The sequence below is a fragment of the Snodgrassella sp. W8124 genome (assembly GCF_016100875.1).
GTDB classification, from domain to species: Bacteria; Pseudomonadota; Gammaproteobacteria; order Burkholderiales; family Neisseriaceae; genus Snodgrassella; species Snodgrassella alvi.
In genome coordinates this window covers 1-25,387 of record NZ_JACFRP010000002.1, presented here as the reverse complement: position 1 = coordinate 25,387, position 25,387 = coordinate 1, and the positions used below count along the sequence as shown (strand labels likewise).

At 42.8% G+C, this 25,387-nt stretch carries 22 protein-coding genes; 8 read left to right on the top strand and 14 right to left on the bottom strand.

Features of this window, described 5'->3' with window-relative positions:
* Positions 1 to 20 precede the first annotated feature (20 nt).
* Complete coding sequence (locus H3U73_RS08010; RefSeq protein WP_037392056.1) at positions 21 to 911, top strand: patatin-like phospholipase family protein; 891 nt, start codon at positions 21 to 23, stop codon at positions 909 to 911.
* A gap of 293 nt (positions 912 to 1,204) precedes the next feature.
* Here the strand turns inward: H3U73_RS08010 and H3U73_RS08005 are convergent, their stop codons facing one another.
* A complete protein-coding gene (locus H3U73_RS08005) occupies positions 1,205 to 1,864 on the bottom strand; it encodes an NADPH-dependent F420 reductase (RefSeq protein ID WP_037392055.1) in 660 nt (219 codons plus the stop codon).
* Between the two features lie 102 nt (positions 1,865 to 1,966).
* Between H3U73_RS08005 and H3U73_RS08000 the strand changes: the two genes are divergently transcribed.
* The gene (locus tag H3U73_RS08000) at positions 1,967 to 2,857 is read left to right on the top strand and encodes a LysR family transcriptional regulator (RefSeq protein ID WP_084565201.1); all 891 of its coding nucleotides are present in this window, start codon (positions 1,967 to 1,969) and stop codon (positions 2,855 to 2,857) included.
* Between the two features lie 256 nt (positions 2,858 to 3,113).
* Here H3U73_RS08000 and H3U73_RS07995 read toward each other — a convergent pair whose 3' ends face one another.
* The 7 genes from H3U73_RS07995 to metE all read right to left on the bottom strand — a co-directional run bounded on the left by H3U73_RS07995 (position 3,114) and on the right by metE (position 9,570).
* Positions 3,114 to 3,521, bottom strand: a complete 408-nt coding sequence (locus H3U73_RS07995; RefSeq protein WP_198190360.1) for a DUF6201 family protein — start codon at positions 3,519 to 3,521, stop codon at positions 3,114 to 3,116.
* A 45-nt stretch (positions 3,522 to 3,566) separates the two neighbouring features.
* Positions 3,567 to 4,010: a DUF6201 family protein gene (locus H3U73_RS07990; RefSeq protein ID WP_255516568.1), complete on the bottom strand. Its 444-nt coding sequence runs from the start codon at positions 4,008 to 4,010 to the stop codon at positions 3,567 to 3,569.
* A 324-nt stretch (positions 4,011 to 4,334) separates the two neighbouring features.
* Positions 4,335 to 4,742: a DUF6201 family protein gene (locus H3U73_RS07985; RefSeq protein ID WP_157785030.1), complete on the bottom strand. Its 408-nt coding sequence runs from the start codon at positions 4,740 to 4,742 to the stop codon at positions 4,335 to 4,337.
* A 70-nt stretch (positions 4,743 to 4,812) separates the two neighbouring features.
* Positions 4,813 to 5,226 (bottom strand): DUF6201 family protein, encoded by a 414-nt coding sequence (locus H3U73_RS07980; protein ID WP_100126458.1) that lies wholly within the window; start codon positions 5,224 to 5,226, stop codon positions 4,813 to 4,815.
* A gap of 222 nt (positions 5,227 to 5,448) precedes the next feature.
* The gene (locus H3U73_RS07975) at positions 5,449 to 6,384 is read right to left on the bottom strand and encodes a DUF6402 family protein (RefSeq protein WP_100126457.1); all 936 of its coding nucleotides are present in this window, start codon (positions 6,382 to 6,384) and stop codon (positions 5,449 to 5,451) included.
* A 2-nt stretch (positions 6,385 to 6,386) separates the two neighbouring features.
* Positions 6,387 to 6,881 (bottom strand): PAAR domain-containing protein, encoded by a 495-nt coding sequence (locus H3U73_RS07970; protein WP_096766287.1) that lies wholly within the window; start codon positions 6,879 to 6,881, stop codon positions 6,387 to 6,389.
* 415 nt (positions 6,882 to 7,296) lie between these two features.
* Positions 7,297 to 9,570, bottom strand: a complete 2,274-nt coding sequence (metE, locus tag H3U73_RS07965; protein ID WP_198190358.1) for a 5-methyltetrahydropteroyltriglutamate--homocysteine S-methyltransferase — start codon at positions 9,568 to 9,570, stop codon at positions 7,297 to 7,299.
* A gap of 299 nt (positions 9,571 to 9,869) precedes the next feature.
* On the opposite strand from metE, the gene H3U73_RS07960 reads away from it, so the two are divergent.
* The 3 genes from H3U73_RS07960 (at position 9,870) to H3U73_RS07950 (ending at position 13,725) form a co-directional block, all read left to right on the top strand.
* A complete protein-coding gene (locus tag H3U73_RS07960) occupies positions 9,870 to 10,802 on the top strand; it encodes a LysR family transcriptional regulator (protein ID WP_078475248.1) in 933 nt (310 codons plus the stop codon).
* Between the two features lie 233 nt (positions 10,803 to 11,035).
* Positions 11,036 to 13,255 (top strand): UvrD-helicase domain-containing protein, encoded by a 2,220-nt coding sequence (locus tag H3U73_RS07955; protein ID WP_198190357.1) that lies wholly within the window; start codon positions 11,036 to 11,038, stop codon positions 13,253 to 13,255.
* 50 nt (positions 13,256 to 13,305) lie between these two features.
* Positions 13,306 to 13,725, top strand: a complete 420-nt coding sequence (locus tag H3U73_RS07950; RefSeq protein WP_025331807.1) for an HIT family protein — start codon at positions 13,306 to 13,308, stop codon at positions 13,723 to 13,725.
* A gap of 536 nt (positions 13,726 to 14,261) precedes the next feature.
* Here H3U73_RS07950 and dnaJ read toward each other — a convergent pair.
* Both dnaJ and H3U73_RS07940 read right to left on the bottom strand, forming a co-directional pair.
* Positions 14,262 to 15,374: a molecular chaperone DnaJ gene (dnaJ, locus tag H3U73_RS07945; RefSeq protein ID WP_038649101.1), complete on the bottom strand. Its 1,113-nt coding sequence runs from the start codon at positions 15,372 to 15,374 to the stop codon at positions 14,262 to 14,264.
* Positions 15,375 to 15,654: 280 nt separating this feature from the next.
* On the bottom strand, positions 15,655 to 17,544 hold the full coding sequence (locus H3U73_RS07940) for a ribonuclease catalytic domain-containing protein (RefSeq protein WP_198190356.1): 1,890 nt from the start codon (positions 17,542 to 17,544) through the stop codon (positions 15,655 to 15,657).
* Between the two features lie 907 nt (positions 17,545 to 18,451).
* Between H3U73_RS07940 and H3U73_RS07935 the strand changes: the two genes are divergently transcribed.
* Both H3U73_RS07935 and H3U73_RS07930 read left to right on the top strand, forming a co-directional pair.
* The gene (locus tag H3U73_RS07935; RefSeq protein WP_025331809.1) at positions 18,452 to 18,679 is read left to right on the top strand and encodes an exodeoxyribonuclease VII small subunit; all 228 of its coding nucleotides are present in this window, start codon (positions 18,452 to 18,454) and stop codon (positions 18,677 to 18,679) included.
* On the top strand, positions 18,663 to 19,559 hold the full coding sequence (locus H3U73_RS07930) for a polyprenyl synthetase family protein (protein WP_232336243.1): 897 nt from the start codon (positions 18,663 to 18,665) through the stop codon (positions 19,557 to 19,559). The genes H3U73_RS07935 and H3U73_RS07930 overlap by 17 nt, the downstream gene beginning before the upstream one ends.
* A 107-nt stretch (positions 19,560 to 19,666) precedes the next feature.
* On the opposite strand, the gene H3U73_RS07925 is transcribed toward H3U73_RS07930, so the two are convergent.
* Positions 19,667 to 20,236 (bottom strand): L-threonylcarbamoyladenylate synthase, encoded by a 570-nt coding sequence (locus tag H3U73_RS07925; protein ID WP_038649107.1) that lies wholly within the window; start codon positions 20,234 to 20,236, stop codon positions 19,667 to 19,669.
* Positions 20,237 to 20,336: 100 nt separating this feature from the next.
* Between H3U73_RS07925 and H3U73_RS07920 the strand changes: the two genes are divergently transcribed.
* Positions 20,337 to 21,110, top strand: coding sequence for a HesA/MoeB/ThiF family protein (locus H3U73_RS07920; protein WP_232336242.1), 774 nt, complete (start codon positions 20,337 to 20,339; stop codon positions 21,108 to 21,110).
* 14 nt (positions 21,111 to 21,124) lie between these two features.
* On the opposite strand, the gene H3U73_RS07915 is transcribed toward H3U73_RS07920, so the two are convergent.
* The 3 genes from H3U73_RS07915 to H3U73_RS07905 all read right to left on the bottom strand — a co-directional run.
* On the bottom strand, positions 21,125 to 22,330 hold the full coding sequence (locus tag H3U73_RS07915; protein WP_084548547.1) for an MFS transporter: 1,206 nt from the start codon (positions 22,328 to 22,330) through the stop codon (positions 21,125 to 21,127).
* Positions 22,331 to 22,374: 44 nt separating this feature from the next.
* Positions 22,375 to 23,241 (bottom strand): patatin family protein, encoded by an 867-nt coding sequence (locus tag H3U73_RS07910; protein WP_038649888.1) that lies wholly within the window; start codon positions 23,239 to 23,241, stop codon positions 22,375 to 22,377.
* Between the two features lie 398 nt (positions 23,242 to 23,639).
* Positions 23,640 to 25,387, bottom strand: a 1,748-nt coding sequence (locus tag H3U73_RS07905; RefSeq protein ID WP_198190355.1) for a YadA family autotransporter adhesin, incomplete at its 5' end; no start/stop codon positions are given.

The following is a 25,387-nucleotide window of genomic DNA, read 5'->3' as shown; positions in this document are numbered from 1 at the left end:
AATCCGAACATTAATATAATATGAAATTCTCGGCATTATTGCGTAATAGCATACTTATTATTACTACATTCGTTACCATCACTGCCTGCAAAAACACCACACCGGTTACTCCTCCTGCTCCGGCCAAACCACGCGCTATTATCGGGCTGGCACTTGGTGGCGGAGTTTCTAAAGGCTTTGCACATATAGGGGTAATTAAAGTCTTACAGGAAAACCATATTCCGGTACGGGTTGTTACCGGTACCAGTGCCGGTGCACTGGTTGGCAGCATGTATGCTTCCGGTATGAGTCCGGACAGGCTGGAGCTTGAGGCTGAAATACTGAATAAAACCGATTTAGTTGATCCGGTACTGTCTACATCCGGCTTTATCAAAGGACAAAAACTGCAGGATTACATCAACAACAAAGTTCGGAATAAACCGATTCAGCAGTTTCCTATCCGTTTCGGCGCAGTGGCTACTGAATTCGGTACCGGCCGCATGGCTGTTTTCAACAGTGGTAATGCCGGACAGGCAGTACGCGCATCAGCCAGTATACCCAATGTTTTTCAGCCCACAGTAATCGGCAATAAAAGTTTTGTCGATGGCGGTCTGGTTGCTCCGGTACCGGTCACAGCAGCCAAACAGCTGGGCGCCAATGTAGTTATCGCGGTAGATATATCTGCTAAGCCGGCACGTCTGACCAGTCAGGGATTCTTTTCGTATCTTGACCAGAGCCTGAATATCATGAGCGCATCAGCCCTGAACAGCGAACTGAGCAAAGCTCAGGTCGTAATCCGTCCTCAGGTACAGAAACTGGGTACAGTAGGCGGTTTTGACCAGAAAACTCAGGCTATCCGGCTGGGTGAACAGGCTGCCAGAGCAGCCTTACCGCAAATTCGTGCGGCACTGGCGAAATATCAGGTTAACTAAACCATATAAAACAGTGAGTAATCTGTGCAGACTGCCTGTGTGGCAGTCTGCGTTTTTATTCTGGTTAATACTAATTAAAATATTGCAAATTGAATAACCGCTGATTTAATGAATTTTAACCATAGAACAGATTACTGGCAGATAGCAAAAAAGCTAACCGAATACTATTTCTGAATTAAATATAACTTATAAAAAGCCCGATGATTACGGGCTTTTTAATTTGTTTAATTACCAAATTCAATCAGAATAGCAGAATAATGAAGCCTGTTTATATCTTAGTAACATTCACTTTTTTATTTCCATGAATTTTCAGGTAAATCAATATTTCTTTGGGCTTGCTCCAGTGCCTCTTGTAATTGCCGGATATTTAACGGAACACAATAAGCAGGCTTAGCCCGCTCAAATCGCCAGCTATCAGACAGCAGGCCGGCATCAACAAAATCATAACCGACCTGATCCAATATTTTAAATACAGTTTGTTTAGCAGTTAAATCATTGCCTGCCACAGGAATGGCTCTTCTGTTTAATTTATCGTTTGGTCTGGCATCTTTAATAACATCTCTTGCCAGAATCGCATTAAAAACTTTAACCACTTTGGATTTCGAAAAATGCTGAGCAACCAACTCACTGGTTGTAATTTCACGCTTATCTAATTGCGGCCAGTGCCCGTCGCGATCAGGATAATAGTTCATGGTATCTAATATTATTTTATTACTCATTGATTCAGCAGGTAGTTGCAGATAATTATTAAATGGAATAGCAATCAGAATAATTTCTGCAAACTCAATAGCTTCCTCCTGGCTTCCAATTTCACAGCCTATGCTGCTGGCCACACTGAACAATGTATTTTTCCCTCTGGAATTACTCACCATCACTTGATAACCTGCCTGCATAAATAGCTTTGCCCAGGCCTGACCGATAAATCCTGCTCCGATAATGCCAATCTTTTTCATCGTAATATTTCCTTTTCTAAATAGTGCGCTGTATTATCAGTACAAATTAAAAGGCAATAAATACAATTAAAATTGATTGATTAACAACTGAGAGTTGGTAATATGAATTTATTCCGATGTATGCAAGCATTCATTCTAACCGTAAAAACCGGTTCTTTTGCCGCAGCATCCGTTTCATTAAATACATCACCGCAAATGATTGCTAAATACATAGCATTTTTAGAAAATTATTTAGGATTAAAACTGCTTAACCGAACCACACGATCACAAAATCTGACAGAATTCGGCAAACAATATTACCCGAAATGCTTATCTATTTTAGCTGAAATCCAGGCAACTAAAGTACTTGCACAACAATTCAGTGAAGAGCCAAAAGGCAATTTAAGAATTAGTGCTCCCGTAAGCTATGGTTATTACAATTTAATACCGGTAATCAGCGATTTTATGAAACGCTATCCCAAAGTGGAAGTTGATATTCAATTAAGTGATCGCTATGTAGATTTGGTTCAAGACAATTTTGATGTTGTGTTTCGTATTGGCCAGTTAGCTGATTCAGGTTTAATTGCGCGAAAATTAAAACCCTATCAACTCACTTTTGCTGCTTCTCCCTCTTATCTGGCTCAGCATGGTGTTCCGTCTGTACCAAAGGATTTAGAGAAGCACAATTGTCTTATTTATCAGTATATGAATCCAAATAAAAATGATTACCTTTGGCCATTTATGATAAATGGAAAAAAAGTTAACATTTCTATATCAGGTTCATTACAAAGCAATGAGACTCTGGTATTAGCAAAAGCCGCAATTGAAGGACTGGGCATTACTATGTTGCCCGAATCCATGCTTAGCGATGCCATCAGACAAAATAAGTTACTCCCCATATTACAAGATTTTTTACCACCGGCAAAAGAAGTACATTTGCTTTATACAGCCGACAGACAACGGCCGTCAAAACACAATATTTTTATTGAATTTGTGGTTAATGCCATGTCTTAGTTTCTGCTATCTGTTATATCAGTGATATCAAAATAATATATATCTAACTTCACAATTTACAAATTGATTTCATCGGTATTTTAATGATTGATTCATCTGGTATTGCTTTATTGATACCTGTATATCCTCTATATCAGTTAAATCTAATTTTTATATTTACTGCCCTGCATTTATGAAACTTCTTAAGCTAAGATGATTTTTTATAAGTGAAATAAAAATAAATAATCATCCAAGAATCTTGCTAATCCAGTTTAAATTATTTGATTGACACTATTTTATGATTACGTATGGTTGTAGAAAAATCATGTCCGTCTACGCCATGATTTGTCGGGCAAATAAAAGTATTATCTGTTTTATCAGGAAAAGACATCATAGTAGACAGTGCTTCTTCGCTAATATATTCAAAATAAGATACTCTCCATAGCTCTTCTCCCTTTTTATTGTATAAGACAATGAAATATTTATTACCGCCTAATATTTGCATAATTGAAATTGGTGAAGTGGGCAAATGTTTGTATATATTGGCATAGTACTCACCATCTTCACTTTTTATGGTTGTATAAAGATTAAAATTTCCGTAAAAACTGGATGACGAAAACAGACACAGCCAATAGAAAAAAGCAAATAAACCTATTATTTTTATCATTTTTATACTTTTTTTCATAATCCGTCGCTCCATACTTTTATTATAGACTGGTTATTTTCATCTTTAATGCTGATTATGCTCTATATCACCGTATACTTCCTTGATTTTATTCTTTATATCAGCATCGCTCCAGTCTTCTTCTGAATATCTTAATAATTTACTGTCTTTAGTAGGAATAAACAAAGGATCTACATTGTCATATAAATAAGCATAATGAGGTGAATGCCATATTTTCTTACCCTGTTTGTTATATAAAACATAAAAATACCGATCCCCCTTTATCAATTCATAGACTGCCAGCGGGGTTGTTGGCAGATGCTGATAAATATTTATGTAATACTCACCATCCACTCCTTCTACTGTACCGGACAGATTAAAATCACCATAAAAACTGGAGGACGAGAAAAACCACCACCACATCACCATAATTAACACTAATATAATTTTTATAAATACAGCATTTTTGCGTAGTATATTTTTAAAAAATATATGGATATTATGTTTCATTTTATTTCCTATGATTTTATTTGATTTTATATTGATATTAATACCATCATAACCATCACTTTTTCTAACAGCTAAATATTTTTCATTACTCCCGGAAGATTTAAACCCGGCATCAATATCTATTCAGGAAACAGCCAAACTGAATAACTTCCAACTTACTACAAATATTTATCGTATAAAATAAATTCTTGTCATTTGTTATGATACGAAATATGCAAGCAAAAAAGGAGGCTTTTATTATTCAATATTTTATCTTGTTTGATTTTTGAGTTAAATTAACTTAATTCTATCCTGCATCCAAGAATTTTGCTAACCCGGTTTAAATTACTTGATTGACACTACTTTATGATTACGTATGGTTGTAGAAAAATCATGTCCTTCTAAACCATGATTTGTCGCACAAATAAAATCATTATTTGTTTTATCAGGAAAAGACATCATTTCATACATTACTTGTTCACTAATATATTCAAAATAAGATACTCTCCATAACTCTTCTCCCTTTTTATTATATAGGACAATAAAATATTTATTACCGCCTAATATTTGCATAATTGAAATTGGTGAAGTGGGCAGATGTTTGTATATATTGGCATAGTACTCACCATCTTCACTTTTTATGGTTGTATAAAGATTAAAATTTCCGTAAAAACTGGATGACGAAAACAGACACAGCCAATAGAAAAAAGCAAATAAACCTATTATTTTTATCCATTTTATACTTTTTTTCATAATCCGTCGCTCCATACTTTTATTATAGATTGGTTTCATCTTTAATGCTGATTATGCTCTTACTACATTCTTAATTTATTTTATTTGTTATATCAACTGTTTTCCATTCTTCATCATAATATTTAAATGAATTACTATTTTTAGTAGGTAGCACAAAATCAGTTATTAAATGATCGGATTCATAAGCATAATAAGGTGAATGCCAAATTTTCTTACCTTGTTTGTTATATAAAACATAAAAATATCGCTTCCCCTGTATCAATTTATAGACTGCCAGCGGGGTTGTTGGCAGATGCTGATACATATTTATGTAATACTCACGATCCTCACCGTTTATTGTATCGCACAGATTAAAATCACCATAAAAACTGGAGGACGAGAAAAACCACCACCACATCACCATAATTAGCACTAATATAATTTTTATAAATACAGCATTTTTGCGTAGTATATTTTTAAAAAATATATGGATATTATGTTTCATTTTATTTCCTATGGTTTTGTTTAATTTGATATTGATATTAATATCATCATAACCATCACTTTTTCTAAAAAAGCTAAATATTTTTCATCACGCCCGGAAAATTTTAATCCGGCATCAATATCTATTCAGGAAATAGTCAAACCAAATAATTTCCAATTTTGCGGAAATGGTTATAAATAATCAATAGAAATCAAACCAGACAAAGCTGAAAAAATTTCTAAATTATTTTTTAGCATCTAATTGAATTTCTCTATGCTTATCTAAAGGGTCATCCCAGTAAACATCCGAAAAAACTACAAAATCAATACCAGTTTTTTTCTTTTCCTGCCATTTTCTGAAATCACTATTCCAAACCATTGCATAATTTTGCATAGCCAAATCATATATTCGCTTCCAACTTTTCGATTCAAAAAGGTTTAGATATTCTTTCGCCTTTGCAGCACCAAGCATTTCATTTTTATTCCAGACACCCAGAAATTGCGTACCGAGAAAATCATAGGTATCTTTTATATAAAAACCGATTTTTTCAGTGATAAAGACATTTTTTCCGCCACGTACCGTTTGATAACCACATGGCACAATTTTTAATGATGACAAGCCTATCGCGCCCATAAAATCATTAATGGCCATTCCAGACCCGTAGTAACTATAGTAGCTGTAGCCGGAGCCGGAGGCACCGGAAATACCGGAAAAACTGTAAGAGCCGAAAGGGTCATAATCAGCTTTTCCAATTGTAGTTAAATTTACATATAAATATGTATCAATCATTTTAACATCATTTAGTTTTTCAAGCTTACCTTTATTTTGAATAAGCCTTTCTTTTAGCTCTTTTACTCCCCTTTCACTTGCCCAGCCTTCCTTTAATTGTTTAATCGCTTTCTGTACAGGTTCAAATTTCATTGCCCATTGCATTTTTACAATAGAATCATTTACATGTTCTGGCGGTATATTTATTGCCGGTCCTTTTACATAAAGGTTTTTTGTCTTGTCAGTGAAAGGTTTAGCCGGTTTTCCGTTAAACCAGTGCCGCATCAGCTGTGCTGCAACTACCCAGCCCATTTTATCCATAGCAGCAGGAATCTGGTCTAAGGTAAAAATATCTGCATTCAGAGTAGTCTTGGGTGCTGATTTCATAGTGTGGGTTTTTAATTCTGCCATAATTACATCCCTATCTCAGTTTGAACTAAATAGCTTACTTCTATCTGCTCAGGCTGCGAAGTTTGTACGGTATGCATATGTCCATCGCAGTTTGATTCTCCCGTTATGATACCTGAAGCCGTTTTGATAGCATAAGCCACACCATAAGTATTAACGTTTTCCGGGGTTTTAATATAAAAGCGGCGGGAATACGGCATACTGCTAACAGATTTAGATAGTCTGTCTTCAATATAGCTGTCAGTTATGGAGGGAATTAAGCGTGCTTTACATGGACAAGTACTGATACTGCTGATTGAACCAGCTAATTTTTTTGATGGATTAAACATATTGCCGACTCCTCCGGTAATACGGTATGTTCCGCTATGTCTTCCACAGGTAACCCAATCGCCCTCCCATGCGGCAGCACTACCATGCCATAAGATCATACTGTCACCACTGATAATTTTACCGCCACAAGTCGTACGATCCCCAACTCTTAAAAAATATCCTTTAGCCAACTTTATTTCTCCAAGTAATTAAAAAATTTCATCGACAAGCGTAAATTTAACATTATATTTACTTATAAATAAATTTTACAACAATAATAAACAATTATTGTTTTATATTGATTTAATTAAATTAAAATTTATTATCCAGAATAAACAATAAAAAATAAGTCTTGTCTGATATTGGATAATAAGTTTTTTATCTGCCATCAGCAATATTTAATGCCATATACATAATTATATAAGTATATTTATTTGATAAACTGAGCACTTACTCAGATATATTTCAATTTATAAGAACATACAAATAACTGATTATCTTGTTTGATTAAAAGTAAAATTAACTTAATATTATTGGTATATTCTGAAAATCAGGCATACAAAACCGCTCCGGTAAACCGGAGCGGTGTGTCAAGCTAAATCTGAATTATGCAGTTAACTCTGCACGCAGTTTTTTGGTTACATTAACCATAACTTCCAGTGCTGCTTTGGTTTCCGGCCATCCGCGTGTTTTCAGTCCGCAATCCGGGTTTACCCACAACCGACGCTGATCAATGACTTTCAGTGCTTTACGCAACAGATGTTCGACTTCGGCTTCGGTAGGCACACGCGGGCTGTGGATATCATATACGCCGGGGCCGATATCATTCGGATAGCTGAATTTAACAAAAGCATCCAGTAATTCCATATCAGAACGGGAAGTTTCAATGGTAATTACATCAGCATCCATGCTGGCAATAGCCGGCAGAATATCATTAAATTCAGAATAGCACATATGTGTATGAATCTGAGTGCTGTCATCCGCATCAGTGGAAGTGAGGCGGAATGATTCACATGCCCAGGCCAGATATTCATCCCATTGCGCACGTTTCAGCGGCAAGGCTTCACGAATGGCCGGTTCATCAATCTGAATAACGCGAATACCGGCTTTTTCCAGATCCAGTACTTCGTCGTTCAGTGCCAGCGCAATCTGTTTGCACACCAGACTTAATGGTACATCGTTGCGTACAAAACTCCATTTCATCATGGTTACCGGTCCGGTAAGCATACCTTTCATCGGACGTTTGGTCAGAGATTGTGCATAAGAAGACCAGGCAACAGTCATGGCTTTCGGGCGTGCCACATCACCAAAAATAATCGGTGGTTTAACACAGCGGGAACCATAGCTCTGTACCCAGCCATACTGAGTAAAGCAGTAACCATCCAGCTGTTCACCAAAGTATTCAACCATATCATTGCGCTCAGCTTCACCATGTACCAGTACATCGATATCCAGCTGCTCCTGCTGCTCAACACAGTAGGCAATGTCTTTTTTCATGGCCACTTCGTAATCAGCAGCACTCAGTTCACCCTTTTTAAAGGCGGCGCGTGCCTGACGAATTTCCTGTGTCTGTGGAAATGAACCGATAGTGGTGGTTGGCAGCAGAGGCAGATTCATCCATTGCTGTTGTTTTTCAATCCGTTGTGCAAACGGGCTATGGCGCTGGTCGGCATGTTCGCGCAGGCTGGCTACGCGCTGTGCAACCTTATCATTATGAATCAGTTTACTGGTTTTGCGTCCGGCAGCCGCAGCATCAGAAGCGGCAAGAGCTTCCTGTACGGAGTCTTTACCGTGTGCCAGTGCCTGTTTGATGATACCCAGTTCCTGTAGTTTCTGGGCAGCAAAGGCAAGCCAGTTTTTGATTTCAGGGTTAAGTTTCTCCTCTACACTTAAATCCTGCGGACTGTGCAACAGTGAACAACTCGGCGCAATCCATAAATTATTACCCAGCTGAGTAGCTACCGGCGCCAGCAGTTCTATTACTTCACGCAGATTGGCGCGCCATACGTTACGTCCGTCGATCAGACCAACTGACAATACTTTATTTTCCGGCCATGCATTGGCAAATTCAGCCAGTTGCTCAGGTGCCCGCACACAATCAATATGTACACCGTTAACCGGCAGGTTTTTGAGCAGATTAATATGTTCGGCAACGCTGCCAAAATAGGTGCCGATAATAATACGGGTACCGGTAATCGCCAGCTCCTGATAAGTGGGAGCAAAGGCATCCAGCCACTCACGGGCAATATCTACGGCAAGAATCGGTTCGTCAATCTGAATCCAGTCAACACCGGCATTGGCTAGTTCACGTAACAGTTTCTGATATTCAGGCAGCAGACGCGGCAATAATTCCAGGCGATTATGACCGGCATCTTTTTCTTTACCCAGCCACAACAGAGTAAGCGGACCCACCAGTGTAGGTTTAATATCATGTCCGGTGGCTTTGGCTTCTTCTGTCTGGGCAATCAGACTGGCTGCATTGGCCTTAAAACTGGTGTTCTGATGCCATTCAGGTACGATATAGTGGTAGTTGGTATCAAACCATTTGGTCATTTCCATTGCTACCTGACTGGCATTACCGCGTGCCAGTTCAAAATACTGAGACAGGGTCAGTTTATCTGCGTCAAAACCAAAACGTGCCGGAATGGCGCCCAGTGCACACAGCGTATCCAGTACGTGGTCGTAATATGAAAAATCACCTACCGGCAGCAGATCGGCACCAGCGGCAATCTGGGTTGCCCAGTTTTTCTGGCGGATATCTGCCGCTGCCTGGCGCAGCTCGGCTTCGCTTTTTGCGCCTTTCCAGAATGCTTCAACGGCAAATTTTAATTCACGCTTAGCACCAACACGCGGATAACCAGACAGATGGAATGTATTCATATTGTTTCTCCCTATTACAAATGATGGATTTCAATAACGGCCAGTGTGCGTGAGTTATGACATTACAACAAGCGATAAATTTTGCAGTTCTGTATGAATTTTTTTAATACTATATTTCAGACTAGTGTAATCCAAGAGTATGATATGGTATACAGGTGTCCGGTTTGTAAATAGATAACTGGCTATCAGTAAGGTAGTTATTGTTCTATTCATATAAATGATATTTATAAGCAGTCTGGCTGTTTATGAATTTTTTAACTTGAATTTGTAGTTAAAAATACTCATCAAAGGCGGAAAACATGGAGTCGATTATTGAACTGCGCCATCTGCGCACTTTGCTGGCTCTGGAAGAAACCGGCAGCGTATCGATGGCGGCAAAAAGGGTTTTTCTGACCCAGTCTGCACTTTCACACCAGATTCGTGTTCTGGAACAGTTTTATGGTACCCCCCTGTTTGAACGTAAATCCAACCCGATTCACTTTACACCGGTAGGTGTGCGGCTGCTACAGTTGGCACGAGAAATCACGCCGCTGGTTACAGTAGCAGAGCTGGATATGGCGCAGATAATTGAAGGTGAGGCAGGGGAGCTGAGGGTAGCGGTAGAGTGCCATACCTGCTTTGACTGGCTGATGCCGGCCATGGATGCTTTCCGGGCGCTGTGGCCTAAAGTAGAGCTGGATATTGTTTCCGGCTTTCAGGCCGATCCGGTTGGGTTATTGCTGACTCACCGTGCAGATCTGGCAATCGTATCCGAATATGCTCCGCAGCCGGGGATTATTTTTCAGCCATTGTTTGCCTATGAAATGGTCGGCATTTGCGCGAAGGATCATCCGCTGGCGGCTAAAAGTGTATGGCAGGCTCAGGATTTTGAGAATGAAACACTGATCACCTATCCGGTACCGGATGATATGCTGGATTTACTGCGTAAGGTTTTAAAACCGGCCGGGGTACAGCCGGCACGGCGTAACAGTGAACTGACGATAGCCATTATTCAGCTGGTTTCCAGCCGGCGCGGCATTGCTGCCTTGCCTTACTGGACGGTTATGCCGTATCTGGAAAAAGGCTATGTAGTTGCACGGCAGATTGGTGATGTACCGCTGCAAAGTGAATTGTATGCCGCCATGCGCGAAACAGACAGTAATAAAAGCTATCTGGATAATTTCTGCCAGATTGTGCGCGAACGCAGCTTTGCCGACTTACCCGGACTCAGCCCGCTCAGCACGCCGGATTAATCTGCAACCGGCAATCTGATTTATTCAGGGAGCAGGGCAGATATTCGGCAAAGCGCTGATATTTTGCTCTGCTCTTTTTTGGTATCGTCAGCCAGAATTTTATGCAACATCCATTGTCCTGCTTAAGCTCAGTTTGTGCAGATGTCAGATAAATCTTCTTGTGCTGCATAAAATATGCCATAAGCATATTTTTCAAAGCGATTTTTCAGGCTTAATCAGCTACAATAAGCGCTATGGAAATTTTATCTTCTGCCGGTCTGCTGACCGGTCTTAATAGTGAACAATTAGCCGCCGTTACCTGGCCTGCACAACCGGCACTGGTACTGGCGGGTGCAGGAAGTGGTAAAACCAGAGTACTAACCACACGTATTGCCTGGTTATTGCAGACTGGTCAGGCCAGTGTACACAGCATTCTGGCCGTTACCTTTACCAATAAAGCGGCTAAAGAAATGCAATTGCGCCTGAGCACGCTGTTACCGGTTTCGGTACGGGCGATGTGGCTGGGGACTTTTCACGGGCTGTGCCATCGGTTTTTACGACTGCACCATCAGGAAGCAGCACTGCCTAAGACATTTCAGATTCTGGATATGGGTGATCAGCTTTCTGTAGTCAAGCGCTTGCTAAAACAACTGAATATTGCTGAAGAAATTATCTCACCGCGCAGTCTGCAAGGATTCATTAATGCACAAAAAGAAAACGGATTGCGTGCTTCGCGTTTATCGGCCCGCGACCCGCATGAACGGCAAATGATTGAATGTTATGCCGCCTATGACAGTTTGTGCCGGAATGAAGGTGTAGTGGATTTCGCGGAATTAATGTTACGCAGTTATGAAATTCTGCAGAGTAATGAAATTTTGCGCAATCATTACCAGAACCGTTTTAATCATGTGCTGATTGATGAATTTCAGGATACAAATAAATTACAGTATGCATGGCTAAAATTACTGGCCGGAGAGCATGCAGCGGTTTTCGCCGTGGGAGACGACGACCAGAGTATTTATCGCTTTCGCGGTGCCGAAGTAGCCAATATGACCCGCTTTCTGAATGAATTTCATGTTGGCGAACCCATCCGGCTGGAACAAAATTACCGTTCGGTAGGCAATATTCTGACAGCAGCCAACGCGGTGATTGCACACAACGCCAGCCGTCTGGGTAAAAATCTGCGCACTCAGGCCGGCGATGGCGAAAAAATCCGTGTGCTTCAGGCAATTAATGATCTTGAAGAAGCGCAGTTTGTGGTTGATGAAGTGAAGGCTTTACACCGCGAAGGGCTGAATTATATGCAGATGGCTGTACTGTATCGCAGTAATGCCCAGTCGCGGGTTCTGGAACAGGCTCTGTTCCGCGCCGGTATACCTTACAAAATTTATGGCGGCCTGCGCTTTTATGAGCGTCAGGAAATCAAACATGCACTGGCTTACCTGCGTCTGGCGGTTAACCCCAATGATGATAATGCATTATTACGGGTAATCAATGTACCGGCACGCGGCATCGGCGCGCGGAGTGTTGAAAACATTCAGGCAGCAGCCAATGAAGCTCATACTTCGTTATGGCAGGCGGCCATCAGTTTATCAGCGAAAAACAGTAAAATTGCTGCTTTTATCCGCCTGATTGAAAATTTACAGCAACAGGCTGCGCAAGTTTCTCTGCAGGAACTGATGGCTGCTGCCATCTATGATAGCGGTCTGATGGAACACTACCGTACCCAGAAAGGTGAACAGCAGGAACGCATCAATAACCTGGAAGAATTACTGAATGCGGCAGTGGCATTTAAACCGCAGGAATCCGGTTTTGATATGGAACCTGAGTATGATGAAAACGATCCTTTATTTCCGGTACTGTCTTTTTTAAGTACTGCCTCACTGGAAGCAGGAGAGCATCAGGCCGGTCAGGGTGAAGATGCCTTGCAGTTAATGACTGTGCATGCAGCCAAGGGGCTGGAATTTGACGGTGTATTTCTGACAGGGCTGGAAGAAGGTTTATTCCCCAGTGAATACAGCATGGCCGAACGCGACGGGCTGGAAGAAGAGCGGCGCCTGATGTATGTAGCCATCACCAGAGCACGTAAGCGCCTGTATTTAACAATGGCAGAACAACGCCTGTTACACGGACAAACGCATTTTGCCCTGCCATCACGCTTTGTGGATGAAATACCGGAAGAGGTATTGCAATATCTGTCTGCACACAGAAACTCTCTGATAGCCCGGCAACAGTCCACGCAGCGAACCAATCCGTTTCACAGCCGCAGCAAACTGGCAGAAACACAGGAGAACACGGATTTTGACGGCTTTCAGCTGGGACAGAATGTTTATCATGAACGTTTCGGCACAGGTGTCATAATAGATGCTACCCGGAAAGCTGAAGGGGCACGCCTGACCATCAATTTCGGTAAACAGGGGATTAAAGAGCTGGATACCGTATTTGCCAAAAGCAAGCTAAGTATTATTTCTTAAACAATTGCTCAGGTAACGGCTGGTAAGCAAAAGCCTGAGAGGAGACAGTCATGCAACAATACGACAGTAACAATATCTTTGCCCGAATTATCCGTGGTGAAATTCCTTGCCATAAAGTTTATGAGGATGAGCAGACACTGGCTTTTATGGATGTGATGCCACAGGCACGCGGCCATGTACTGGTGATTCCTAAATGTGAAGCAATAGAGTTAACTGACATGCCGCAAGATTACCTTGCTGCCGTATTCAGTGCAGCCAAAAAGATTATTAATGCGCAACGTAAAGTGTTACATCGTAATGGCGTTGTGCAATTACAGTTGTCCGGCGAACAGGCTGGTCAGTCTGTATTTCATTATCACATTCATCTGATTCCCGGACATATCCATGAACTGGGTAAACATGAAAGTGTGGCTGCTGATCAGGCAGAACTGGCGCAACTGGCTGCACAATTACGTGCAGAACTGGCCTGACCATTTTTTGATTCAATAATTATCCACAGAATTATCCACAGATAATCAGTAAAATAAATAGTATTTATTATGCTATAACCCTTGTTTTATAAGGAATTAAGCATAAAGACTGATTTTTATCCAGTTAAATACTACAAATTTGTCCACAATCATTCAGTTGTTGTACCAAATCTCCCTGTCGCTCCTGCACCTTTCGGTAAACGGAGCGATAATTTATTTCCTGGTCAATACAGATTAAATTGTTCAGTCAGTTTCAGCTTAAACGCCTTTGTGATTACAGACTAGCCATATCCTGCATATTTAGCGGAACTTAATTCACTAAAACGCCTGCTTACGCTTTTCATCAACAGGAAATGCGACAAATCATTTTTTTCTGCCGGATTCAGCAGAAGCAAGCCTTAACCGGCCTGTATCTTTTCTTCTGATAACAAAAGCCCGCAGAAAAATTATGCTCTGCGGGCTTTTACACAGTATAACCAGTATTAATTATTCATACATCCGGAATAAACACTTCTGAACTGTGGTACTTTCGTATTTTATTCAAATAAATCGCGCAGTTTGTCCATAAATGATTTTTGCCGCGGCGTCTGAGCCCGGTCCATACCGGTAGAGATTTTTTCAAACTCTTCCAGTAATTCACGCTGACGATCGGTCAGATTTACCGGTGTCTCTACCACGATATGACAATATAAATCACCCACAGCAGCCGAACGTACAGATTTAATTCCTTTACCACGTACCCGCATGCGACGACCGGTTTGTGTTTCTTTCGGAATATTCAGTTTAACTTTACCATCCAGCGTAGGCACCTCAACCTCTCCACCAAGCGCTGCTATCGTAAAACTGATGGGTAATTCACAGTGCAAATCCATGCCGTCACGCTCAAAGACCGGATGCGGGCGCACGTTCACCATCACATATAAATCACCGGCAGGCGCACCATGCTTACCAGGTTCACCTTCACCGCTCAGGCGGATACGCTGACCGTCATCAATACCGGCCGGAATGGAAACCTCAACAGTCTTGCGGGTTTTTACCAGTCCGTCGCCATGACATTTAACACACGGATCCTTAATCTGTTTACCACTGCCGTGACAGGTCGGGCAGGTCTGCTGTAACTGGAAAATGGCCTGCCGTACGTGAACGACACCACTGCCGCCACACATGCTGCAGGTAGTGGCAGAAGTCCCGACTTTAGCACCACTGCCGTGACAGACATCACATTCTTCATGAGTAGGAATAGTGATTTTTTTCTTAATACCGCGCGCAGCCTCTTCCAGACTGATTTCAATATTATATTGTAAATCAGCGCCCTGATTATTCTGCTGCGACCGTCCGCCGGCTCCGCCGCCAAACATCTGGCTGAAAATATCACCAAAATCAAAACCGCCGGAAAAGCCGCCGGCTCCGGCACCCATATTGCCGTCTACACCGGCATGTCCAAACTGGTCATAGGCAGCACGTTTTTGAGAATCAGACAATACTTCATAAGCACGCTGTACTTCTTTAAATTTTTCTTCGGCGTTTTTATCGCCCTGATTACGGTCAGGATGGTATTTCATGGCCAGCTTACGATAAGCTTTTTTGATTTCCTCATCCCCTGCAGTACGGCTTATACCCAGTACTTCATAAAAATCTACTTCAGTCATAATTTTATTCCAAAGGTTTGCAGGCAACCTGCTCTTAAACAGCAGGATGCCTGAACAGCAAAACCGGATAGATAATAGAAATGCAACCCATATATGGGCTGCATGTATAAAAACAAGGTTTTAAGTAAAAGTTATTTCTGACCGAAGCACAATATACGGTCTGAAAACAATCAGACAGACAAAGAATCAACGGTCACACCCGTATATTTATACTGTCAGCAAAGTAGCCAATCAAATCGTGTGCCATCCATCAGGTAACCTTCAAAGCACTTTAAATAATTCAGCCGGATATTTGGCTGGCATTATCTGCCGGCAGCAAAACATTAATATAGTTTAGTCCGACACTTACCTGTATCGGATCGATTCCGGTTATCGATACCTTCATCCGGCATTTTGGTATGGCATCAACCGGTACACCGTTGACACGGCTTACCAGTGGCAGGCCTTCAATACGCACTAAATCATCACGTATTAACTGAGCAGTCAGCTCCTGCAACTGTTCCTGCTGAATATATATCAGACTCCAGTATGCTTCCATATGGCGCTGAAAATCATTATAGGCTGCATAAGCCGACTCAAAATCACGCAACACTGCAAACAGCATAGCATCCTGCGGTTCAAAACGTGGCTCTGCTTCCGGATCCAGTAAACTGATCAGCTGCTTCTGGTTAATATAATCAGTAGCACGGCGCAGTGGTGAAGTAAACCAGGCATAATGTTTCAGCCCCAGACCAATATGCGGCTCAGACTGAGTACTCATCCGCACTCTGCCGGTAGGCTGTACACGGAATAATCCCGCCATTTCAGCCTCATCCAGCATCTGCGCCCAGGTGCTGTTGGCAAAAATCATCAGCTCACTGACCAGCGTATCAATTGGTGCTCCGCGTTCACGCACACTGATATGTACAGTATTATCCGCCCCAAGCTTAATTCCATAATCGTACTGCGGTAAACGTTCCGGATCATATTTACCCCGCGCCTGCATTCTGGCCACAGCAAAATCATATAACCAGTTCATTTCATGCTGATGTGCAAAAGCTTCCGTATCATCGCGCGGCTGCAAAGGCTGAAATGCCTGCTCAATATTTTCAATACGTAAATTACAGTCTATATACACCGATTCAATTCGTGATTCATAACGTATCACCTCAAACTGCGGACTGATTTCAGCATACAGACTGACTGCCGGTCGTGCTGCTCCTTCATCCAGACTGAAAGCAGCTATCCAGTTATCCGGCAGCATGGTAATTTTACCACCGGGATAATACACAGTACTTAAACGTTCAAATATCAGCTTTTCCAGCAAAGACTCAGCATCTATTGCCAAAGCCGGGGCAGCAATATGAATTCCGACCAGTTTGTTGCCATTGGGCAGATCACGTACACTGAATGCATCATCTACCTCACTGGTTTCAATATCATCAATGGAAAATGCGCGTACTGCGGTATCAGCATCTGGCAGATTGTGCATAACCGGTACAGGATAGTTACCGCAATCCGTACCTTTGGGAAACTGGGTAAGTAAAAAACCATCCAGAAAATATTCAGGCAGAGGCGGTACTGCACCAACACTCCGGAGCAGGGCAAACAGTGAGGTTTTTTTCTGATCAGCAGCTTTGACCACTGCTTTGTATTTCAGACTTTGTTTATCAGGTGCATGCAAAATCATTTTGGCTTCAGCAGCAATCTCATCCGGCAGGCGACCGGCCAGTAATTCCTGTATCCAGCCATTGATTTGTTCTTCCTGCTGTTTGCGCCGTTCAATGGCTGCCAGCGCCTGCTGTAATGTTTCTGCCGGCGCAGCTTTAAATACACCTTTATTTTTTTTGTAAAAATACATAGGCGCTGCATACAGAGCCATCAGTGTGGCCGCCAGCTCAATATTCCCGCTGCTATCGCCAAAATATTCACTGGCTGCACTGGCTGCGGTAAATTCATTTTCATTGCCTACCGCTTCCCAGAGCAGACTGATATCAATACCGGCAGCTGCTTCAGCAGCCTGTTGTAAAAATTGCGCAGCATCACCATCAAACACCAGAAAAACGTGGCTGGCCTTGATTTTTGCCCGCTTACCATGTTGTGTATTAACCAGAAAAGTAGCATCATTTTCCTGAACTATTTCCGCTACTTTAAACTGACCTGACTCCTCATAAAAAATTTGTTTACCCATAACGCCTACTTAAAACAAAGAAACTACTCAAGTAATCTGTAAAACAGATTCAGAAACCACTATTTATTCGATTATAAACGACAGTACTCAATCTTCGCTTCTATGCCTGCTCTGCTACTCTGTTCCAGACAACCGTATCTGTATAAATAGTTCACCATTATTCCTCCTCAGGCTTCCCTGTTTTGCATATATCCGATTGTCAAATCATACAAATTAAATAATTCTATGTTTTAATTTTCCATTAAAACAATTACTTAAAGTTAGCACAATATAATTATGCTTTGAACAACATTATGCTTTAAAACCAGATAAATAAACAGCAAAAAAATACCTGCTGACAAATAAAATCCATAATAATGAACTAATTTTAAAAAACTCCAAAAGCATAATATGCTGGAAATATTTCGATATATATAAAGTTATACACCGTACAACCGGCAACAATAGTAAGTATTACCGAAAATTAAAACATATGCTAAAAAAATAATACAGAAAAACCAAAATTTATTTGATTTTTTTACATAAAACTGTTTTCCGCCTGCTATTTCAAACATCAGCATCAGATAACAAGTTATATAATTAATATATAAATATATTAATTTTTACAAATAACTTTTTATTCTTACGGTTAAAGAACAATTTTTATATTTAGAGAGGCAGATATTGATTTAAATTTGCCCTTATCTGAATAAAATATCTGTATTATTATTCATTACATGAATAAATTCTGTTGCATATAAAAATATTATTACTGATTATATAAGCACATTACTTTTAATAACACAAACTGAAATATACTTCATCCGGTTATCAGCTAATTCTGACTAATTGTATGATACAGATATCCGCAGCAATAGCCATAGTGCGAGTGTTACAATAGCCATAAATTCATGTAAAGACCTATAATATGAAGAAAATAACCCCCAAAAGCTATGAAGAAGCTATCCAGCAACTGGAAAAAATAACTGAATCCATGCAAAACAATGATCTTCCGCTGGAAGAATCACTGGCTGCATATGAATATGGTCAGGAACTGGTGCAATACTGCCAGCAGAAGCTGGCTGAGGTAGAACAAAAACTACAGGTACTGGATAATGGTGAATTAAAGGAGCTGAAGCTTGAAACAGGGGAGTAATTTTGCCGACTGGCAAAAACACGTACAGACACATACAGAAGAGACATTAACCCGATTATTTCCCACGACCGGACAACTTCCCGCACCACTGATTGAAGCCATGCGCTATGCGGCGCTGGATGGCGGTAAACGGTTGCGGCCGATGCTGGTTCTGGCGGCGGCGGAGCTGGGTAATGCGGTTACAGAAGCCGCAGATTATGCTCTGGCTGCAATCGAATGCATACATATCTATTCGCTTGTGCACGACGATATGCCGGAGATGGATAACGACAGTCTGCGACACGGAAAGCCTGCCTGTCACATACAATATACACCGGCAACAGCCTTACTGGTTGGTGATGCCCTGCAAAGTATGGCATTCAGCCTGCTGAGCCGGCCTACCGGTCTGGACGCTGCGCGTCAGCTGCAAATGATACAGACTCTGGCACAGGCTGCCGGCTGTCATGGCATGGCCGGCGGACAGGCTATCGATTTAGCCTGCGTAGGGGTAGGTCTGAATCAGGCCGAACTGGAACACATGCACCAGTTGAAAACCGGTGCGCTGATCAGAGCAGCAGTTACACTGGGCGGACTTTGCTGTCAGGATATCAGCCAGCAGGCATTAACCGCACTCGACCATTATGCCGCTCATCTGGGTCTGGCTTTTCAGGTTATTGATGATGTACTGGATTACGAGCAGGATAGCAGCACACTGGGTAAAACCGCCGGAAAAGATGCCCAGACTAATAAACCTACCTACGTTAGTCTGATGGGGCTGACTACAGCACGCCAGTATGCAGAAAATCTGGTACAACAGGCTATTGATGCTTTAAGCGATTTTGACCAGCGTGCATCTCATCTTCGCGCACTGGCGCAATTTGTTGTTGCCCGCAATCATTAAAAATGTGCTAAGCAACAGCAAACTACAAATATATAAACATTGTCTGCGCAGTAATTCAGTTAATGACAGATATAACTTATTTACAGATCAGCTTATTCATAAAATAACTAACGCAGCCGCTTACCGGAAGCCCAGTCAATAATCTGGCTGGGTTGCTTTCTTCCGCCGGTGCGCCCGCCCAGAATCATCACCTGTTTTCCAAACTGGCGTCTGACTTCACGCTCTGTACAACAAGCTTTTTTTCCTGCCCGGTTACAAGAAGTAGATACCAGCGCTGTACCTGCTGCTCTGCATAAAAACCGGGCAGTTGCCAGGTCCGGAACCCGTACGGCCAGAGTTTGCCGACCACGCCCGCGTAACACAGATGAAACCTGTTTGCGTACCGGTAACAGTAAAGTTCTGGGTGCCGGCCACTGCCGGCTGACAGCCGCTATATCGGTTGCGGACAAAGGTGCGAGCAAAGGCTGTAATTGAGTGAAATCAGCAGCAATAACAATTAGCCCTTTATGTTGCGGTCGCTTTTTCAATGCAATGACTTTACGCACCGCCGGCACACAATCAGGCAGACAGCCTAGCCCATAACTGCCTTCTGTAGGATAAGCAATCAAACCGCCACGATGCAGATGGCTGCGCAGACGATATAAAAACCGGCCGGACGGACGGGCAGGATGGCGCATAAATATTCTGAGAAACTAGACTAAACTATTATAATAGCAGGGCAGAATAAACCAGACTACACCTGTACCGGTCACAGCCACCCTACCACCAGAGACAATCATGATTACTGATGAACAACTATTGCGTTACAGCCGTCATATATTACTGGATAAGCTGGATATTGCCGGACAGGAAGCAATTCTTGCTGCCCGTGCTCTGGTAATCGGTGCCGGCGGCCTGGCACATCCGGCTCTGACTTATCTGGCTTCCAGCGGAATAGGGCATATTACCGTTGTGGATAACGACACTATCGAAATCAGTAATCTGCAACGCCAGTTCTGGTTTAATGATCAAGATATCGGTCAGGCAAAAGCCGCGATATTGTGCCGGCAGCTACAGACACAATATCCGCAGACCCAATTACAACCCATTGTAGCCAGAGCAGATGCCAGCCTGTTAGAGCAACTGGTTCAGCATACCGATATCATTCTGGATTGTACCGACAATTTTGCCAGCCGCCGGCTGATTAATCAGGCCTGTTTTAATGCACGCAAACCACTGGTTTCAGCCTCTGCACTGGTATTTGCCGGTCAGCTGGCAGTATATGATTTTCGTGATGGTCGCGGCCCCTGCTATCAGTGCCTGTTTGAAGGAGAAATGAATGATGAAGGTGCCAGTTGTGCTAAAAACGGAGTTTTTGCACCTTTACTCGGTATTATGGGCGCAGCACAGGCCAGTGAAGCATTGCAGATAATTGCCGGTATTCACCCTGACGGCTGCTGGCTACACTGTTTTGACGCCTGTTCTTTTCAATGGCAGCGCCTGCAGCTGGCTGCCAATCCGGATTGTCCGGTATGCGGGCAGGCAGTTTTATCCACAGAAATTTGTGGATAAAACTGTGGATATTTTTATTCCTGAAAATCAGATAACTTGCGATCTTTACCGGCATTCCAGCCAGACACAGTAATAACGACCGCAGCAATAAACATCAGACACAATGCCGGAAACCAGGAATGCATCATGTCATGCAGAGCGCCCATCAGGACTGGACCCACAGCCGCAAACAGATAGCCACAGGTTTGTGCCATTCCGGATAACAGCACTCCTTCAGTAACACTGCTGCTGCGTAAACTGAAAAACATCATGCTCAGACAGAAAGCCCCGCTGATACCCAGTCCCAGCAACAGCACTGCCGGAAAATAACAGCTGCGCCATGGCGACATCAGCAATAATACCGACAAAATTAAAGCCACGCCGCACATCGACCCTATCCAGTGCTGCTGCTTTAATCTGGCTGCATAAATTGGTATCAGCAAATTGGTTGGTATCATCACCAGCTGCATCAGCCCGAGCCAGCCACCGGCTTCCGTTGCAGATACACCGGCTTTGGCTACAATCTGCGGCAGCCAGCTAACTGTAGAATAAAACAGAAACGACTGAAATCCCATAAACAGCGTTACCTGCCAGGCCAGCGGATTACGCCACAGATGTATCTTTACCTGACGTGCACGTACAGCCGCCTTGGGCACAGCATTGGCCGCTTTAAAAGGCAGCCACCAGATAACCATGGCCACCAGCGCCGGTAGTACCCAGATTACCAGAGCACCGCGCCAGCCCCACAGATTACTGTGAGCAAGCGGAGCACTTAAAGCAGAACCGGCCGCACCGCCCATATTCATCACCAGTGCATATAATGCGGTAACCAGTCCCATTTTAAACGGAAAATACTGCTTTACCATACTGGGAATCAGTACATTGCCAACAGCAATGGCACAGCTGAGCAAAGCCGTGCCTGTCAGCAGCAGAAACAGCCCGGAACCACAGCGCAGCACCAGCCCCAGCGTTAATATCCACAAAGCAAAAAAGACCATCTGCTCCGAGCCCAGACGTGCTGCAAGCCTGGGGATAAAAATCGAAAACAGACCAAATGTCAGCAATGGTACCGTAGTCAGCATGCCAGCCAGCGTACTGCTTATCTGCAGCTGTGTCTGAATATTCTGTAACAGGGGACCCACACCAGTCAGCGGGCCGCGTAAAACAAATGCCAAAGCCAGAATAGCAACAAAAAGACTAAGCCGGTGCTGTGTTTTCGATACAGTCGAATCCGTTTTCATTACTTCACCAAATTACTCGTTTACCTTTAAGGCAAAAAAAACTATTAATTTACCGGCCATTGCTGCAATAATGCACGGCCGCATTCCAGACCGGCTGCATAACTGTAGCGTAAACGGCCGGCATCCCGGCACAGACGTCCGGCCATTTTGCCATCATCCGGAGGATTAATTTCAATAATATACCGGCAGTTCTCAGGCTGCCGCATCCATGTCAGGGTAGTATTATAATGCTTTACTCGCTGCCGTAATGCCTGAGCAAACCCGCTGACAGGTAAACGCCTTGCCAGCAGACTGTCACCCAGACTACCTTTCTTCACATAATTGTGCGCTCTGGTACGAATTACTATCACACAACCGATGTCCGGCTGAGACAGAGTCCACTGTACCGGCAAGGCATCAGCTACTCCGCCGTCAAAATAAAATCCTCCGCCAATTGCTACCGGTTTACGAATCATAAACGGAATTGAACTCGAAGCACGCAGTACTTCCAGAAAAGAATCGGGCTGAGCCACAGCATACTCCGGCTCACCGCTAACAGCATTACTTAAAACAACTCTGAAATCACGCTGTCGTGCAAACATACGCTCACAATCCAGCGGATTTTCCTGTTGTACAACCTGCCACAACCAGTCAATATCCATCAGGTCGCCGCCACGGATAAAGCGTGACCAGCTGATAAATTCCGGCCGGCAGGACTGATCAAGCAGTATAGCCAGATTACGCCCTTCCTGTCCGGCCAGATAACTGGCAATAGTACTGGCTCCGGAAGATACTCCGACCAGTAAACTAAACGGGTTAAAATCTGCCTGTAAGAAGGCATCAGTAACACCGCTGCTGAATGCAGCACGCATTCCACCGCCTTCTACAACCAGTGCAGTTTGCTTTCCGGCTGTCTGCTGATCAGCATGCATGTTGGCATTCCTATGTTTATGTAATAATATTTTAATGTTATTAAATATATAATACTGACTGTAGTAAATCAATAAAGCCGGCCGGTGCACAGTATCTAAATATTAATATCTTCTACGGCTTCTGTATGTGTAAATCAGCCTGTTAATATCCGGTACACACACTAGAATTTTATGATTTTTTCAATCTGAACCATACCAATTATAACTAAATACTTTCAGGTTAATCCTGTGCTTGGGAACCACTTTATCCATAAAATTGATGCCAATTGATTCATCCGTAAACCGGGAAGATACAGTATATCCGCCATCTTTTATCTCTTAACATTTTTCCAAACCATAAAAAAACTTCCGGATTCAGATAAATCCGGAAGTTAGTCAGACTACTGAGTAAAAACAGTTTAATTTCGACCCCACTTAAAGCCGACACCGGCATTAAAGCCAACTTCTTTGCCTGTAGTGGAAACACCTGCACCCCAGCCAATATTACCGCTGTTACTCATGGCTTTATAATTAGCTCCTACCGCAGTATAGCCGCGATAGGTACCAACACCTACACCAACAGCCTGTTCACCGGCATTCAGAGAAGGCAGATAAGCACCGGACAGAGCCATGGCCAGTGCCGTACCGGAATAGGCGCGGCGTTCAGTCCGCTGAACACGATCATTTACCTGATTTACATACTTATTGATGTTGGTAATCTGATTATTCACACCCTTAAGCTGAGCCACATTGACTGCATCAGTATCAGCCGTACCCGCGGCAACCCCGGTTATCTGACGGTATACACCTTTCGATGCATCTCCTACAGATACCGCTCCTTCTGTACTCTTCGTTGCCCGAATCGCTGCTGCCTGCTGCTGCGTTGCCGTTACCGGTATATAGCCCTCTTTACCGGCTGCTGTACTTGCTACCGATCCGGATCCAAGTGCTACGCCTCCGCTCTGAGTTACTTTCGCCTGACTGCCCAGAGCAACTCCATTGGCTGACGATGCACTGGCAGAATCACCGATGGCAACTGCTGAGGTGCCGCTGGCCATTGATGCACCGCCTATTGCAACTGAATCAACTCCCTGAGCGATTGAGGCTGCTTTTGCTGAGTTACTCTTTGCATATTTAGTACCGTAATCCTGAATATTCCGCAGAGCGTCAGCCACATTATCAGTAGTTACTATATTGCCTGTCGGCGTAGTAGTTTCATATTTAGGCGGCGTAATCTGACCTGTACTTGGATCATATCCACTTGGCTTACCTAAACCGGCAGTTATACTAGAAAGCTGACTTTCTGTTCTTTTACTGATTGCAGTTGACAAACTCGACAGTGCATCACTAGAAATAGTGCCAGTGCCTGCGGGCAGACCGCTTACTGCTGTTGACAGGCTTGACAAACCAGTTGACAAGGTATTGATACTTTGTTGTACATCCCACAACTGACCACCATTCACTGCATCAAGAGAACCGGCTGCTATACTAGCGCTTTTAACACCGGTAATTCTCTGTCCTTTAATACTTCCGCGAGCAGCATCATAAACTTTACTACTATCATTCCACTGTAACGCATTCGCATTCAGATTAGCGATACTGGTACTCATACTGCCCGGGTCTGTGCCAATCAATAAATCTGATATCGCTGTTGAAGTGGATGTTGACAAAGAACTCAGATCAGATTTTACTGTGTATAACTGGCCGCCATTTACCGCATCATGCGAATCTGCAGTAAGATCACCATCTGCCAGATTCACAATTTTGCGATAAACAGGAGTAGCATCACGAGTCATACCGTTGTTAGTTTGGCCTGCATCAAATCCGTCTTTATCACTATTCCATGTAATCGTATGGTCTTTGAGATAATCCACTTGTTTCTGTATGGATTGAGAAGTGGTTGACAAGGTTTCTACATTCTTTGAAAGATCTTGATATCCGGTGGACAGAGAACTACTTATACTGGAGATCTGAGGAGAAACATTTTCGAAAACAGTTGAGGAAACAGTTGTTAACAGACTGCTCAGACCGGTTGAAGCTGAGGTGGACAGAGCAAAGAACTGACCTCCGTTAATTGCATCGGTTGAATCTGCTGATACATTACCGGCAGCTACATGGGTAATTCTTTGTGCAATACCGCTTCCATGACTGGCATCATATGCACTTA

Coding starts and splice junctions, on each gene's coding strand:
- H3U73_RS08010 (WP_037392056.1), top strand. CDS start 21: ATGAAATTCTCGGCATTATTGCGTAATAGCATACTTATTATTACTACA.
- H3U73_RS08005 (WP_037392055.1), bottom strand. CDS start 1,864: ATGAAAAAGATTGGCATTATCGGAGCAGGATTTATCGGTCAGGCCTGG.
- H3U73_RS08000 (WP_084565201.1), top strand. CDS start 1,967: ATGAATTTATTCCGATGTATGCAAGCATTCATTCTAACCGTAAAAACC.
- H3U73_RS07995 (WP_198190360.1), bottom strand. CDS start 3,521: ATGAAAAAAAGTATAAAAATGATAAAAATAATAGGTTTATTTGCTTTT.
- H3U73_RS07990 (WP_255516568.1), bottom strand. CDS start 4,010: ATGAAACATAATATCCATATATTTTTTAAAAATATACTACGCAAAAAT.
- H3U73_RS07985 (WP_157785030.1), bottom strand. CDS start 4,742: ATGAAAAAAAGTATAAAATGGATAAAAATAATAGGTTTATTTGCTTTT.
- H3U73_RS07980 (WP_100126458.1), bottom strand. CDS start 5,226: ATGAAACATAATATCCATATATTTTTTAAAAATATACTACGCAAAAAT.
- H3U73_RS07975 (WP_100126457.1), bottom strand. CDS start 6,384: ATGGCAGAATTAAAAACCCACACTATGAAATCAGCACCCAAGACTACT.
- metE (WP_198190358.1), bottom strand. CDS start 9,570: ATGAATACATTCCATCTGTCTGGTTATCCGCGTGTTGGTGCTAAGCGT.
- H3U73_RS07960 (WP_078475248.1), top strand. CDS start 9,870: ATGGAGTCGATTATTGAACTGCGCCATCTGCGCACTTTGCTGGCTCTG.
- H3U73_RS07955 (WP_198190357.1), top strand. CDS start 11,036: ATGGAAATTTTATCTTCTGCCGGTCTGCTGACCGGTCTTAATAGTGAA.
- H3U73_RS07950 (WP_025331807.1), top strand. CDS start 13,306: ATGCAACAATACGACAGTAACAATATCTTTGCCCGAATTATCCGTGGT.
- dnaJ (WP_038649101.1), bottom strand. CDS start 15,374: ATGACTGAAGTAGATTTTTATGAAGTACTGGGTATAAGCCGTACTGCA.
- H3U73_RS07940 (WP_198190356.1), bottom strand. CDS start 17,544: ATGGGTAAACAAATTTTTTATGAGGAGTCAGGTCAGTTTAAAGTAGCG.
- H3U73_RS07935 (WP_025331809.1), top strand. CDS start 18,452: ATGAAGAAAATAACCCCCAAAAGCTATGAAGAAGCTATCCAGCAACTG.
- H3U73_RS07925 (WP_038649107.1), bottom strand. CDS start 20,236: ATGCGCCATCCTGCCCGTCCGTCCGGCCGGTTTTTATATCGTCTGCGC.
- H3U73_RS07920 (WP_232336242.1), top strand. CDS start 20,337: ATGATTACTGATGAACAACTATTGCGTTACAGCCGTCATATATTACTG.
- H3U73_RS07915 (WP_084548547.1), bottom strand. CDS start 22,330: ATGAAAACGGATTCGACTGTATCGAAAACACAGCACCGGCTTAGTCTT.
- H3U73_RS07910 (WP_038649888.1), bottom strand. CDS start 23,241: ATGCATGCTGATCAGCAGACAGCCGGAAAGCAAACTGCACTGGTTGTA.